Origin of the sequence: Rhodococcus sp. KBW08 (assembly GCF_003852455.1) — a bacterium.
Lineage (GTDB): Bacteria > Actinomycetota > Actinomycetes > Mycobacteriales > Mycobacteriaceae > Rhodococcus_F > Rhodococcus_F baikonurensis.
The window spans coordinates 438,409-452,909 of the sequence record NZ_QAJJ01000017.1 but is presented as its reverse complement, the minus strand read 5'-3'; the positions used below and the strand labels follow the sequence as shown (position 1 = coordinate 452,909).

Here is a 14,501-nt window from a genome sequence, read left to right as displayed (position 1 = left end):
CGAGATATGCGTGGCTCTCGGTGTTCAGGCGTGGGCCGGAATCCGTCCGGCATTCTTGCGACGTGCGGATCCGAAGAGCCGGCATATCAGGTAGATCACGAACGAGACCGAGGTGACGAAACTCGAGACGGGAACGCCGGGTGCCAGCGAGAGAAGGATGCCGCCGACGGCTGCCAGTTCGGCGAACACGACGGAGAGGATCGTGGCCTTGAGTGGGCTTGCCGTGACGTACGCGGCGGCCGCTGCGGGGGTGATCAGCAGCGACATCACCAGCAGCGCGCCGACGATCTGCACGCCCAGTGCTGCGGTGATGCCGACCAACACGGCGAACACGATCGACAGTGCCCGAACCGGAACACCGCGAGCTGCAGCAACTTCGGGGTCGGTGCTCGCGAACAGCAAAGGGCGGTAGATGAATCCGAGTGTGCCGATCACGATGACCGCGCACAGCAGCAGAAGTTCGAGACCGCTGTTTCCCGGCGCCACGATCTGTCCGACCAGCAGTGAGAAGCTGGTTCCCGTGCGACCGTCGTATGCCCAGAGGAACAACACCGACAGGCCGAGGCCGAAAGCCATGATCACGCCGATCACCGAATCCCGGTCCCGCGCTTTCGCTCCCAGCAGTCCGAACAGCACCGCGGCGACGACCGAACCGACGATGGCGCCGAAGCCGACGCCCACACCGACGAGAAGTGCGGCGGATGCGCCGGTCAGTGACAACTCGCTCGTGCCGTGCACCGAGAACGACATCTGACGACTCACGATCAGCGGCCCGATGATGCCTGCCAACAATCCGAGGATGGCACCGGCGATCAACGCCTGTTGAACGAAGTCGTACTGCAGTAGGTCGACGGTGGCGGACACGTCGAACATCCGCGACATCGCGTCGGTGAACTTGTTACTCACTGGTGGTGATCCTCATCAGAATGGTGAACGCCTTCTCCCGGGCGTAGTCCGCCGGCGCTGCCGAGTGCGTCGATGGCGTCTCCGGTGCCGATCACGACGAGACGGCCACGAACCTGCAACACTTCGACGTCGGTGTTGTACAGATCCGAGAGAACCTCGGACGTCATCACTTCGGCCGGCGTCCCGATCCGGAATTTGCCGTCCACCAGATAGAGCACTCGATCCACCAACGGCAGGATCGGATTGATCTCGTGCGTCACGAACAGCACCGCGGTGTCATGGCTGCGCCGACGCTTGTCGATCAGCGTCGAGACCAGGTGCTGGTTGGCGAGGTCGAGGCTGAGTAGCGGCTCGTCGCACAGCAGGATCCGCGGGTCGCCGACCAAAGCCTGCGCGATCCGCAGTCGCTGCTGCTCGCCGCCGGACATGGAACCGATAGGAGCGTCGGCAAACGACTGGGCACTGACCTGTGCGATGGCGTCGTCGACGATCTTGCGGCGACGACCCCGACGCAGTAACCCCGTACCCCACTGGTGACCGTCGACGCCGAGGCCGACCAGGTCGCGGCCGCGGAGCGGGAGGCCGTCGTCGATGGATTTCTGCTGCGGGATGTACCCGACGTGTGAATTCCCGGCCCGTGCCGGCGTGCCGACGATCTGTGCGCTACCGCCGCTGAGTTGCAGTTGGCCCAGCAGAATCTTCAGGAGCGAGGTCTTGCCCGACCCGTTCGGTCCGAGTACGGCGATGAACTCACCTGGCTGTACCTCGAGGTCGAGTCCGTCCCAGAGGGTGCGGGCGCCGAAAGACAATCGAGCACCCTTCAGCGTCACAGCGGGCACGGTGTTACCTGAAGGCACGGTGTTTCCTGAAGGCACGGTGTTACCCGGAGGCACAGGAGTATTCGCGGAAGTTTCTGTCACAAGCCGATCGGTTCTTCTCGGAAATGGTGGGGCAAATAATTACTGGGCAGAGAGGGCGTTTGCGAGCGACTCCGCGGTCTGCGTCTGCCACTGAATGTAGTCCAGGCCCTCGGGCAGAGTCTCCGTAACCTCGACGACGGGCACTCCGGCGGTTTCGGCTGTGGTGCGCATGTCCTGGGTCACTTTGTCCTGCGTCTGGATGTTGTAGACCAGTGCGCGGGCCTGCTTCTCCGAGAGGAGCTGGCGCGTTGCGGCGATTGCAGCCGGTGACGGATCGTTGCCGTCTTCGATGGCGCTGGTGAACTCCTCGGGAGTTGCGTCCTTCAGTTCAGCTGCGACCAGGAGGTAGTGCGCGATCGGCTCGGTCTGAGCCACCGGTGCGCCCGCGTGGGCAGCGGCGATGGAATCGGTGATCGCTGTGACGCCGGCGAGCTTCTGGCTGTATGCCTTCGCGTTGTCCTCGTAGGTCGCCGCGTTGTCCGGATCGAGAGCGCTCAGCTGATCGGCCACCGAATGTGCGACGGCGTCGACGGTCGGGATGTCGAACCAGACGTGTTCGTTGACTGCGCCGTGGGTGTGACCGTCATGCGATTCGCCCGCGGTTTCGCCGGCGTGGATGCCGCCGTCGAGCAGGTTGTAGGCGTTGACCGTCTTCTGCTCGCCCTTGCCCGCGTCGAGGACGTCGGTGATGAACTGGTCGTAGCCGCCACCGTTGTAGACGACGAGCGATGCGTCGGTGATCTTGGCGGCATCGGCGGGCGTCGCCTCGAACGAGTGCGGGTCCGCGGACGGTTCGTTGATGATCGACGTCACGGTCAGCTTGTCGCCGGCGACGGCCTGCGCGACGTCGCCCCACACGTTCGTCGATGCGACGACGGTGATGCCCTCGTCTTTCGACGAGTTGGAGCTGCACGCGGTGAGCGCGAATGCTGCGGCGACCGAGACGGCCGCGAGGGCGGTGGCGGTGCGGAATTTCGACGACGAACGCACGTGCTTTTCTCCTGAACAAAGGCTGGGCTAAATGCTATTGGAAACCGTTACCGTTACACATTAGCGCATAGTCGCTGGTAGTTCACCTTCGGTTCAGCCCCAACGCGCCGTCTGCGGGCACTACGGCTAACGTCCGTTTATGCCCCGGTCCCGTCAGCCACGCCGTCAAGCCACTTTGGCGTCGCTTGCCGCCGAGCTCAATGTGTCGAGAACTACAGTCTCGAACGCGTACAACCGACCCGATCAGCTCTCCGTCGAGCTGCGGGATCGAGTGCTCCAAGCGGCCAAGCGACGCGGATACCCCGGACCTGATCCGGTCGCCCGCTCCTTGCGAACTCGCAAAGCCGGCGCCGTCGGTCTCCTGCTCACCGAAGCGCTCAGTTATTCGTTCCGTGACCCGGCTGCCATGAGCTTCCTGGCCGGTCTCTCGGAATCGTGTGAGGACGCCGGCCAGGGCTTGCTGCTCATCCCGGCCGGGCCTGGACGCGACGAGGTGGATGCTGCAGCCGTGGTCCAGCAGGCGGGCGTCGACGGCTTTGTCGTCTACTCGGTGGCCGACGACGACCCGTATCTCGCTGCCGTGCTCGAGCGTCACATTCCGATCGTCGTCTGCGACCAGCCCCGCGAGATTCCCGGTGCATCCCTCGTGGGCATCGACGACCGCGCTGCCATGCGCAAGGTCGCCGATTACCTCATCGGTCTCGGACACCGTGACATCGGCGTGCTCTGCATGAGGCTGGGGCGCGACCGGATGGACGGCGTGGTCAGTCAGGAACGACTCAAGTCCCCGCACTTCCACGTCCAGCGTGAGCGGATCGAAGGAGTGCGCGACGCGATGGTGGCGGCCGACATGGACCCACTCTCACTCACGGTGATCGAGCGGTACGTCCACACATCGCAGTCCGGGCACTCGGCGGCGGCGGAAGCTCTCGCGACCAACCCTGAGATCACCGCACTGGTCTGCACCACCGACGTGCTGGCTCTCGGCGCCTTGGACTGGGCGCGCTGGCAGGGCATCGATGTACCTGGCCAACTGTCGATCACCGGATTCGACGGCGTCGACGAGGCGCTGCGCGAATCGCTGACAACGGTGCGCCAGCCCCAGGAAGAGAAGGGCCGACGCGCCGGTGCGCTCCTGATGTCGCCGTCCGGATCCGGCGTTCCGATCGTCGAGATGCTCGACACCGAACTACTGACAGGACGAACATCAGGTCGGATCCGGGTGTAGCCGTCAGGGTGTAGCGCTCACGCCAGGAGTTGGGCGCAGCGCAACAATCCCAGATGGCTGTACGCCTGGGGGTGGTTGCCCAGCGAGCGTTCCGCGATGGGGTCGTACTCCTCCGCGAGAAGTCCGGTGGGACCTGCCGCCGCGACCAACTGGTCGAACAGTGCCTCTGCCTGCAATCGCTGCCCGATCAGCAGGTAGGCCTCGACGAGCCAGGCGGCGCAGAGGTGGAATCCACCTTCGATGCCGGGCAGACCGTCGTCGTGATGGTACCGGTATACCGTTGAGCCGCTGCGTAGTTCAGCCTCGGTGGCTACGACGGTCGCTGCGAAGCGTGGATCCGTCGGATCGATCAGCCCCGACAGTCCGATGTGGAGAGTGGCTGCGTCGAGATCGGTACCGTCGTAGGCCGCGGTGTACGACTGAACGTCGTCCTTCCAGCCCTTGTGGCGTACTTCGTCGGCGATCTGGTCACGCAGTTCCGCCCACTCGGGCAGAGCCTCGCGAGAAAAGCGGGTTGCAAGATCGACAGCGCGGTCGACGGTGACCCAACCCATCACCTTGGAATAGACGTGGTGACGCGGGTTGTCGCGAATCTCCCAGATGCCGTGATCGGGTTCGAACCAGCGTCGCTGCACCGCCTCGACCATGGCGCACACCAGTTCCCAGTCGCGGTCGCTCAAAGGATCGGGGGCACCGGCCTTTTCGCGTGCATTCGCCAGTTCGACGATCAACTCGACGATCGGGCCGAACACGTCCAGTTGAACCTGCTGATTCGCGGCGTTTCCGACGCGGACCGGCCTCGAGCCGGCGTATCCGGGGAGCGAATCGATGACGGCCTCGGGCGGTAGCGAAGTCCCGTAGAGCGTGTAGAGGGGGTGCAGGCGCTCGGGTCCCGGCAGCGTTTCGAGCACGCGGTGGACCCAGTCGAGGTAGTTCTCGGCTTCGTCGGTGGACCCGACACTCACGAGAGCTGTTGCAGTGAGGGCTGCGTCGCGCAACCAGCAATAGCGGTAGTCCCAGTTACGGACTCCGCCGATCTCTTCCGGCAGGGATGTCGTCGCGGCGGCCATGATGGAACCGGAATCGGCATGAACCAACCCGCGCAAGGTCAGCGCAGAGCGTTTCATCAAGTCCGGCTTCAGCTTCGGGAGTTCGAGCGTCTTGGCCCAATCGGACCAATAGGCTTCAGAAGTCCCCCGACGTTCGATCTCTGGAACTTCCGAGGGTCCGATTTCTTCTGTTCCGCAACGCAATTCGAGTACGACGTCACCCTTGGACGGTTCGACGATGGCGTGGGCGGTCTGCTGATTTCCGTCGGTGGCGATGTTCCACAGCACGCCGGGGGAGCGGAGCACGTACGGCTCGTTGGTGCCGAGGACACGAATGCCCTCGTCGACGACCTCGAGCGTGACCTGACCCTGGCCGAACTCGGGGCGGGGTGCAAACGAGACGATCGCGTCTGCCTGACCGGAAATGATGCGGGTCAGGTCGGTTCGTCCTTGTGGGACGTCGTGCGGGAGGTAGTCGGTGACGGACAGGCTCGCCCAGCGGGTCTGAACGGTCATCGTGCTGTCGATGTACTTCTGGCTCAGAGGAAGGGCTGTGCGGCGAGGCCCGACCGAGAAGTGGCCGGCCCCGGTTCCGCCGAGAAGGTGCGCGAAGACCGCCGCCGAATCCGGTTCCGGGTGACACAACCAGGTCAGCGTCGCATCCGGGGTCACCAGAGCGACAGTGCGCGGACTCGCGAGCATCGAGAGTCGCTCGATGGGCGGAGCGTCGGCACCGGAAAGCCACGTACGGCGCTCGTCGAGCAGGAACGCCAGAGCGGCAGCGACATCCTCGGTGCTGTCGACGCGATAGTCGGCGACGGTGTCCCCGCTGCCGACCTTGATTCCGATGTCCGGCCCCTGAAGCCTGCTGAACGCCTTTTCGTCGGTGACGTCGTCCCCGATGAAGACGGCAGCGGTAGCGCCGTCCTGATGGCGAATCAAGTCGAGTGCGTGGCCCTTGTCTGTGGCGATGACCGCCAACTCGACCACCGACTTACCCTCGGTGACCTGAACACCCGGCCAGAGGGCTGATTCGGTGCGAACGGCGATGAGCGCCTTCTCGGCGTCGTCGGCGCTGGTATTGCGTACGTGCAGGGCGACGCTGGCGGGCTTCTTCTCCACAGTTGCGCCGGGGGTGTCGGCGGCGATTCGGCCCAACTCGGTGACGATCTCGTCGAGCAGTTTCCTGGCGTCGGCGTCGATCGCGTGCACGAATCCGATGTCGAACTCGGAGCCGTGGCTGCCGACCAACTGCACTTCGGCAGGAAGCCGGGACAGTGCAGCCAGATCCTTGAGGGCGCGGCCCGAGATCACGGCCGCCGTCGTCGACGCCAGGCTGGCGAGGGAGCGGAGCGCACGCACCGTTTCCGCGCGGGGATAGGCCTTGTCCGGGTTGGCGACGATGGGGGCCATCGTCCCGTCGTAGTCGGAGGCTACGAGCAGGCGCGGGGTGCGTGCCACGCCCGACAGCGCTCGGCGGAGTTCGATGGACAGATCTTGTGCGCTCACCTCTTCAAATCTAGGTGATGCAGCGACTCCTGGCTCGATACGTTTCTGCCAGATCAGTGCAAAAATGACAGATGCGACAAAGGATGTCTATTCGGGTTTCCGCGTTCCGTCACCGAGCAGCAGTTCAACCGTCAATTCCAGGCGATTGGCGACATCGGTAGCCGAAGAACGTCGCGTGAGCCATGCCACCAAATTGGACAGCCACACATCGGAGATCACGCGCGCGATCGCCAACTGCTCCTCGGTCGGCTCCTCTTCGGTCATCGCCCGTGCGAAGAGTCGGTCCATCAGCTGGCCCACCTGATCGACCTCTGCCGCTGCGGAGGCGTCGGCGAACATGAACGCGCGAGTCATGGCTTCGGTGAGGAGCGGATCGCGCTGCATCGCGCGGGTGATGAGGCTGAGGATCAGCTGCATCCGCTCGAGCGGGCTGGTTCCAGGTGGGATCTTGCCCTTGGAGTCGATCTTCTCGAACTCGCGTGCCAGAGCGGACACCAAAAGGTGAACCTTCGACGGGAAGTAGCGATAGAGCGTTCCGACTGCGACGTCGGCGCGCTCGGCCACGGCGCGCATCTGAACGGCCTCGTAGCCGCCCTTGGACGCCAAGGCGAGTGTTGCGTCGAGAATCCGCTTGCGGCGTTCACGTTGCGCGTTGGAGCTGAGATCGTCGTCCCCGAGCGTTGCAGAAGCAACCGCGTTGGAGCGGGATCGGGATGTTGTGGTCATCGACAAATTCCTTCGCGCCTTGACTCTTGGCCAGGTGTCATATTAGAACACGTTCTAAACAATTGTGTCACTTATCGAGAGGCGGGAACCAGTTGTGACAATCGCCACGACCGATGAACAGCGGGCGGTCCAGGAATCGATAGAGGCCTGGGCGCGCTCGGCCACGCCGATGGACATGGTACGCCGTGGACCAGCAGTTTCGTGGCGGGAGAAATGGTCCGAGTTCGCGTCTCTCGGGATCTTTTCGGTCGCCGTTCCTGAAGCGGTAGGCGGAGCCGGAGCCGAAATCGTCGATCTCGCGGCAATGCTCGAGCAGGCGGCAATCGAACTCGTGCCGGGTCCTGTTCTCACGACTGCGCTGGCCGCTCTGGTGGTGGGGCGTAGTTCGTCGCCCGCTGCCAAACGGTGGTCCGAAACGCTCGCCGACGGTGCGCTGCCGTGTGCCGTCGTATTGGACGAAAGTCCAGTTACGGCAACGGCGAATGCGTCCGGCGGCATCGAGCTTCATGGCGAAGGAGGTTACGCCTGGGGTGCAGATTCGGGTGTATCGGTACTCGTTCCGGCGGGCGTGGTGTCCGGAGCCGACGGTTCGCGTGTTGTCTGGGCTCTCGTCGACGGCGACAGCGAAGGCGTGACCTACGAAGCGGTCGACACCATCGACAAGTCGCGACCACTGGCACGAGTCTCGTTCGACCGAGTGACAGTCGACGCCGACCGAATCCTCGATGACATTGCCCCAGGATCGGTTTCCGATCTCGCGGCGGTGCTGGGGGCTGCCGAAGCGGCCGGAATCGCGGCGTGGAGCCTGCGTACTGCGGTGGAGTACGCGAAGATTCGCGAACAATTCGGAAAGCCCATCGGCTCGTTCCAGGCGATCAAACACATCTGTGCCGAAATGCTGTGTCGCGTAGAGAATGCCGGAGCCGTCGCCTGGGACGCCGCGGTCGCTGCAGAGTCGGGCGACGAGCTTCCGATTGCGGCGGCGGTGGCGGCCGCGGTGTCTCTGGACGCCGCTGTCGAGACGGCGAAAGACTGCATTCAAGTGCTCGGCGGCATCGGATTCACGTGGGAGCACGAGGCGCACTTCTACCTTCGTCGAGCACTGTCACTCCGGCAGATTCTGGGCGGATCATCTCGCTGGCGCGCACGCGTCGCGGAATTGACGATCGGCGGCGCACGGCGTCACCTTCAGATCGACTTGAGTGAACTGGAATCCGACCGGTCCGACATTCGCGAAGAGGTAGCGCAACTGGTGGCGCTACCCGAATCCGAACAGCGCAACGCGCTGGCCGAATCCGGCTACCTTGCACCGCACTGGCCGAAGCCGTACGGCCGGGGCGCCAAGGCCGCACAACAGATTTTGATCGAAGAAGAGTTGGCGGCCGTCGGTATCGGCCGACCCGATCTCGTGATCGGCTGGTGGGCCGTTCCCACCATCCTCGAGCACGGCAGTGCGGAGCAGATCGAAAGATTTGCGACTCCGACGCTTAAGGGTGAGATCACCTGGTGCCAGCTCTTCAGTGAACCCGGTGCAGGTTCGGATCTTGCGGCGCTGCGCACGACCGCGGAAAAGGTCGAGGGTGGTTGGAAGCTGAACGGCCAGAAAGTGTGGACTTCGCTTGCGCGTGAGGCGGACTGGGCCATCTGCCTTGCCAGGACCGATCGCGATGTTCCCAAGCACAAGGGCATCACGTACTTCCTTCTCGACATGAAGACGGCTGGGATTCGGATCTCGCCGCTGCGTGAGATCACCGGAGACGCTCTGTTCAACGAAGTCTTCCTCGACGACGTCTTCGTGCCGGACGAGTGTGTCGTCGGCCAACTTGGCGGAGGCTGGAAACTGGCCCGCACGACCCTCGCCAACGAGCGAGTCGCGATGAGTGGAGGGTCTTCGCTCGGCGGTGCGATGGAGGAATTGCTCGAGCTGGCAGGCGATCCCGATCCTGTGGTTGCAGACAAGCTCGGTGGGCTGATCGGAACCGCCATGGTGGGCTCGTTGCTGGAATTGCGTACGACACTGCGGCAGTTGGACGGTCAGGATCCGGGCCCGGCGTCGAGCGTCCGCAAGCTGGTAGGCGTGCGTCAGCGTCAGAATGTCGCAGAGTTCGCCATGGAATTGGGTGGGCCAGCCGGATGGGTGGAGGGTCCGCTCTCGCGTGAGTTCCTCAACACGCGATGCCTGTCGATTGCCGGCGGAACCACGCAGATTCTGTTGACCGTCGCCGCGGAGAGAATTCTGGGCCTGCCCCGTGACTAGACGGCGTGAGTAGAGGCCTTTAGAAATGTCCACGTTGGTGATACAACTAGAACACGTTCTACATCAGAGACAGGATTGCCAGCGTGGACTTCACTCCCGATGAAACCCAGGAAGCGGTAGCCGAGGTGGCTACCGCGCTCCTTGCCCGTGAACTGGAGCCGGACGCGCTCTGGGCGGCATTCGCCGAAGCCGATCTGCTCACGTTGGCATTGCCCGAGCGTCTGGGCGGTGAGGGCCTCTCGGTGACCGACGTCGGTTCCCTCCTCGTCGAGGTCGGCCGGGCCGCTGCACCCATTCCGGCTCTCGCGACTCTGGGCTTCGGCGTACTCCCCATCGTTGCTCTGGGGACCGACGCGCAGCAGGACGAATTGCTCACCGGAGTCAGCGATGGCCGGGTGTTCACCGCGGCCCTCGGTGAACCGGGGCAGCAGTTCCCGAAGCAGCCGTCGACTACCGCGCAGCAGTCGGGCGACTGGTATCGCGTCAGCGGGACCGTGCTTGCGGTGCCCTTCGCGGCGAGCGCACACAGAATTCTTGTGCCCACCGACGCCGGAGTCGTGCTCGTCGATCCGACCGCCGCCGGCGTCGCATTGACGCCGACACCCAGTGCGTCCGGCAGTCCGGAGTTCGCAGTCACCATGGACGAGGCAGTCGGTGAACTTCTCGGTGCCGGCGAGGAAGCCGTCCAGACGCTGTACCGGATCGCTACGGCGAGTATCGGAGCCGTTGCAGACGGTTTGGTGTCCGGTGCCGTCGATCTCACTGCGGCACATGTCGGCTCACGCGAGCAATTCGGCAAGCCGCTCGCCACGTTCCAGGCGGTCTCACAGCAGATCGCCGACGCCTATGTCACCTCGCGGACTCTTCACGTCGCGGCGTTGTCGGCGTCCTGGCGCGTGTCGGAGGGCCTGGATGCCCAGTCGGACCTCGACGTCATGGCGTACTGGATCGCCCAGGAAGTACCCGCCACGATGCAGGTGCTCCACCATCTGCACGGCGGTCTGGGCGTCGACGTCACCTATCCGCTTCATCGTTACTACTCGACTGCAAAAGATTTGGCGCGCCTTCTCGGTGGCGCTTCGCAGCGACTCGACCTCGTGGGGGCCCGGTGTTCATCGATCTGACCGACAGTCAGCGCGCATTGCAAGCTGAACTTCGACGCTACTTCTCGACGCTGATCTCGCCCGAGGAGGCCAAGATCATGCGTGTGGAGCGGCATGGCCCTACCTACCGCGAGGTCATCCGTCGTATGGGCAAGGACGGCTGGCTCGGCGTCGGCTGGCCCGTGGAGTACGGCGGACGTGGGTTCGGCGAGGTCGAGCAGCAGATTTTTGTCAACGAGGCTGTGCGGGCGGATGTCCCACTGCCTTCGGTCACTCTGCAGACCGTCGGCCCGACTCTGCAGAAGTACGGCAGCGAGGAGCAGAAGCAGAAATTCCTGCCCGCGATCCTCGCCGGTGAAGTGCATTTCGCGATCGGCTACACCGAACCGGAGGCCGGCACCGACCTTGCAGCGCTGCGTACCTCGGCAGTTCGAAGTGGAGACGAGTACATCGTCAACGGTCAGAAGATCTTCACCACCGGCGGGCATGACGCCGATTACGTGTGGCTCGCCGTGCGAACAGGTTCCGCTGATTCGCGGCACCGCGGCATCTCGATCCTGATCATGGACACCAAAGATCCCGGTTACACCTGGACGCCGATCATCACCTGCGACGGCGCGCATCATGTCAACGCCACCTACTACGAGGATGTTCGCGTTCCGGTGAACATGCTTGTGGGTGAGGAGAATCAGGGTTGGCGCCTGATCACGACGCAGCTCAACCACGAGCGCGTCATGCTCGGTCCGGCAGGTCGTGTCGCAGGGATCTACGACCACGTCGTCGATTGGGCCAAGCGGGAGAACCTGCTCGATCACGTCGATGTACGACGCGCGCTCGGCGAGATTCACGCGACGTATCGCCTCAACGAACTGCTCAACTGGCAAGTGGCGTCGAGCGATTCGGATTCGGTGGACATCGCCGACGCTTCGGCGACCAAAGTGTTTGCGACCGAACGCATCCAACGAGTCGGTCGACTGGCGGAAGAGGTCGTCGGACGATACGGAAATCCGATCGATCCCGAAACGGCTGATCTCATGGAGTGGCTGGACATGCAGATCAAGCGCAACCTGGTGATCACTTTCGGCGGTGGAGTCAACGAGGTGATGCGCGAATTGATCGCTACCGCCGGCCTGAAACTTCCCCGCGTTCCGAGATAGGAAACAAATCGTGTCAGATCCCATTCTCACTGCTGCCGAGCGGGTTCGAGAGGACGGGCCGAGCGCTCCTCGCGCCGGCCGGGACCCCGTGAACCTGCCGATGATCCGCAACTGGGTCGAGGCGATCGGTGACGAGAACCCCATCTACGTCGACGAATCGGCCGCCCGCGCTGCCGGACACGACGGCATAGTCGCACCGCCGGCGATGGCGCAGGTATGGACGATGCGCGGTCTGGGGGCGATTCGAGAAGCCGACGATCCGTTGGGCCGGATGACGGACATTCTCGACGAGGCAGGATTCACGTCCGTCGTCGCGACCAACTGCGATCAGATCTACCACCGCTACTTGAAGCCGGGTGAAGAAGTCACCATCTCGTCGGTGTTGGAAGACGTTGTGGGACCCAAGAAGACAGGTCTCGGCGAAGGATGGTTCTTCACTACCCGCAGCTTCTGGCGGGTCGGCGAAGAATTGGTCTCGGAGATGATGTTCCGGATCTTGAAGTTCGCGCCGCCAGTCAGCGAGTTGCCTTCGACTGACGTCCCTGCTGACCTGGACGCATCTCGGATGCTGCGCCCGACGCCGTCTCTCGACACACAGTTCTTCTGGGACGGTGTTGCCGCACACGAGCTGCGTATTCAACTGCGTTCGGATGGTTCGGTGCAGCACCCGCCGGTGCCCGCGATCTGGAAGGACAAGTCGGAGCAGACCGACTACGTTGTCGCGTCCGGACGGGGAACGGTCTTCAGTTTTGTCGTTCACCACGCGCCCAAGGTTCCTGGTCGGTCGTTGCCGTTCGTCGTGGCCCTGGTCGAACTGCCCGAGGGTGTGCGGATGCTCGGCGAATTGCGCGGTGTCGATCCCTCGAGTGTGTCGATCGGAATGGAGGTGGAGGCGATCTACCTCGACTTCCCCGGAGACGACGAGACCGGGGGAACTCCCTGGACCTTGTACGCGTGGCAGCCGGTTGATGTTTCTGGGGTTTCTGGGGCTTCTGCGGTTTCTGCGGTGAAGGAGTGATGATGACTTTGACGACGGATATCACTGTGGGAGAGGTTCTTCCGCAGCTCTCGATCTACGGCGACCCGACGTTTGTGGTCTCGGCAGCGCTCGCTACCCGCGACTTTCAAGATGTTCACCACGACCGTGATCTTGCACAGAAACGCGGCTCGAAAGACATTTTCGTCAACATCCTCACGGATACCGGCCTGGTGCAGCGATTCGTGACCGACTGGGCAGGACCGCGGGCAGTACTCACGTCGATCAAGCTCCGCCTCGGGGTCCCCTGGTACGCCTACGACACTTTGACGCTCTCCGGAACGGTGACCTCCTACGACGAGGATCTCGTTTCGCTCGCGGTGGTCGGCAAGAACAGTCTGGGAGATCACATCACCGCGCAGGTCACACTGGCATTTCCGGCGTCGGGTTCGAATGGAGTCATTGAAAACGGAGACATTGAATGAGCGCACTGTCCGGCAAGGCCGCGATCGTCGGAATCGGAGCCACGGATTTCTCGAAGGACTCCGGTCGCAGTGAACTGCGACTGGCCGCCGAGGCTGTTCAAGCCGCGTTGGACGACGCCGGTCTGACAGCCGCCGACGTCGACGGTCTTACCTCGTTCACCATGGACACCAACACCGAAGTCGCAGTGGCTCGTTCGGTGGGTATCCCGAACCTCAAGTTCTTCAGTCGTATTCACTACGGTGGCGGTGCCGCTGCGGCGACGATTCAGCAGGCGGCCATGGCGGTCGCCACTGGCGTCGCAGACGTCGTCGTCGCATACCGCGCGTTCAACGAGCGATCGGGTGCGCGTTTCGGGCAGGTGAACTCCGGCCTTGTGGCGCAGGTCAATTCGTCCGGGACGGACAACGCCTTCTCCTATCCTCACGGATTGGGTACTCCCGCATCGTTTGTCGCGATGGTCGCGCAGCGGTACATGCACGTATACGGAGCGTCCAGCGAGGACTTCGGTCGAATCGCCGTCGCGGACCGTAAGCACGCAGCCACCAATCCGAAGGCGTTCTTCTACGGAAAACCGATCACCCTCGAGGACCATCAGAACTCGCGATTCATCGCCGAACCTTTGCATCTCCTCGATTGCTGCCAGGAATCCGACGGAGGCATCGCCATCGTCGTCACCTCGGCAGAACGAGCCAAAGATCTGAAGAACACCCCTGCCGTTATCGCTGCGGCCGCACAAGGCAGCGGGGCAGATCAATACATCATGACCAGCTATTACCGTGACGGTCTGACCGGCCTACCGGAGATGGGCCTTGTCGGCGATCAACTCTGGTCACAAAGTGGGCTGCGCCCGTCGGACATGCAGACGGCGATCTTCTACGACCACTTCACGCCCTATGTTCTGATGCAGCTCGAGGAACTCGGTTTCTGCGGTAGGGGAGAGGCCAAGGACTTCATTGCCGGTGGCGCAATCGAACTCGGCGGCAAGCTTCCGATCAACACCCACGGTGGACAGCTCGGCGAGGCATACATCCACGGGATGAACGGTATCGCCGAGGGAGTTCGGCAGATCCGCGGCACTTCGGTCAACCAGGTCGACTCCGTCGAGAATGTACTGGTGACCGCGGGCACGGGAGTTCCGACATCGGGGCTTGTGCTGACTCGCTGATTGATCGAGGGCACAGCTCCGTCCCGCGT

The 14,501-nt window shown here is 63.4% G+C and carries 12 protein-coding genes; 7 read left to right on the top strand and 5 right to left on the bottom strand.

Annotation, left to right across the window (positions count from 1 at the left end; translation table 11 throughout):
* Positions 1 to 24 precede the first annotated feature (24 nt).
* From DBV08_RS22695 to DBV08_RS22685, 3 genes are all read right to left on the bottom strand, one after another.
* Entirely contained in the window at positions 25 to 906 is an 882-nt protein-coding gene (locus DBV08_RS22695) for a metal ABC transporter permease (RefSeq protein WP_003945811.1), read from the bottom strand.
* Complete coding sequence (locus DBV08_RS22690) at positions 903 to 1,763, bottom strand: metal ABC transporter ATP-binding protein (protein WP_095971018.1); 861 nt, start codon at positions 1,761 to 1,763, stop codon at positions 903 to 905. Before DBV08_RS22690 ends, DBV08_RS22695 begins: the two co-directional genes overlap by 4 nt.
* Positions 1,764 to 1,865: 102 nt before the next feature.
* Positions 1,866 to 2,816 carry a metal ABC transporter solute-binding protein, Zn/Mn family gene (locus tag DBV08_RS22685; RefSeq protein WP_095970900.1) on the bottom strand — a complete coding sequence of 317 codons (951 nt, stop codon included), beginning with the start codon at positions 2,814 to 2,816 and terminating at the stop codon, positions 1,866 to 1,868.
* Between the two features lie 139 nt (positions 2,817 to 2,955).
* Here DBV08_RS22685 and DBV08_RS22680 point away from each other — a divergent pair, with 139 nt between their 5' ends.
* Positions 2,956 to 4,044, top strand: coding sequence for a LacI family DNA-binding transcriptional regulator (locus tag DBV08_RS22680; RefSeq protein ID WP_095970901.1), 1,089 nt, complete (start codon positions 2,956 to 2,958; stop codon positions 4,042 to 4,044).
* Between the two features lie 17 nt (positions 4,045 to 4,061).
* On the opposite strand, the gene otsB is transcribed toward DBV08_RS22680, so the two are convergent.
* Together otsB and kstR are read right to left on the bottom strand one after the other, a co-directional pair.
* Complete coding sequence (otsB, locus tag DBV08_RS22675) at positions 4,062 to 6,602, bottom strand: trehalose-phosphatase (protein ID WP_095970902.1); 2,541 nt, start codon at positions 6,600 to 6,602, stop codon at positions 4,062 to 4,064.
* An 87-nt stretch (positions 6,603 to 6,689) separates the two neighbouring features.
* Positions 6,690 to 7,328 carry a cholesterol catabolism transcriptional regulator KstR gene (kstR, locus tag DBV08_RS22670; protein ID WP_003945752.1) on the bottom strand — a complete coding sequence of 213 codons (639 nt, stop codon included), beginning with the start codon at positions 7,326 to 7,328 and terminating at the stop codon, positions 6,690 to 6,692.
* 94 nt (positions 7,329 to 7,422) lie between these two features.
* On the opposite strand from kstR, the gene DBV08_RS22665 reads away from it, so the two are divergent.
* The 6 genes from DBV08_RS22665 to DBV08_RS22640 all read left to right on the top strand — a co-directional run bounded on the left by DBV08_RS22665 (position 7,423) and on the right by DBV08_RS22640 (position 14,472).
* Positions 7,423 to 9,585: an acyl-CoA dehydrogenase gene (locus DBV08_RS22665; RefSeq protein ID WP_124568910.1), complete on the top strand. Its 2,163-nt coding sequence runs from the start codon at positions 7,423 to 7,425 to the stop codon at positions 9,583 to 9,585.
* An 83-nt stretch (positions 9,586 to 9,668) separates the two neighbouring features.
* Positions 9,669 to 10,709: an acyl-CoA dehydrogenase family protein gene (locus tag DBV08_RS22660; protein WP_095970904.1), complete on the top strand. Its 1,041-nt coding sequence runs from the start codon at positions 9,669 to 9,671 to the stop codon at positions 10,707 to 10,709.
* On the top strand, positions 10,694 to 11,845 hold the full coding sequence (locus tag DBV08_RS22655) for an acyl-CoA dehydrogenase family protein (protein WP_124568909.1): 1,152 nt from the start codon (positions 10,694 to 10,696) through the stop codon (positions 11,843 to 11,845). The genes DBV08_RS22660 and DBV08_RS22655 overlap by 16 nt, the downstream gene beginning before the upstream one ends.
* A 7-nt stretch (positions 11,846 to 11,852) precedes the next feature.
* On the top strand, positions 11,853 to 12,863 hold the full coding sequence (locus DBV08_RS22650) for a bifunctional MaoC family dehydratase N-terminal/OB-fold nucleic acid binding domain-containing protein (protein ID WP_185564870.1): 1,011 nt from the start codon (positions 11,853 to 11,855) through the stop codon (positions 12,861 to 12,863).
* Positions 12,864 to 12,865: 2 nt separating this feature from the next.
* Positions 12,866 to 13,306, top strand: a complete 441-nt coding sequence (locus DBV08_RS22645; protein ID WP_124568907.1) for a MaoC family dehydratase — start codon at positions 12,866 to 12,868, stop codon at positions 13,304 to 13,306.
* Positions 13,303 to 14,472, top strand: coding sequence for a lipid-transfer protein (locus DBV08_RS22640; RefSeq protein WP_124568906.1), 1,170 nt, complete (start codon positions 13,303 to 13,305; stop codon positions 14,470 to 14,472). The genes DBV08_RS22645 and DBV08_RS22640 overlap by 4 nt, the downstream gene beginning before the upstream one ends.
* The last annotated feature ends 29 nt before the right edge of the window (positions 14,473 to 14,501 follow it).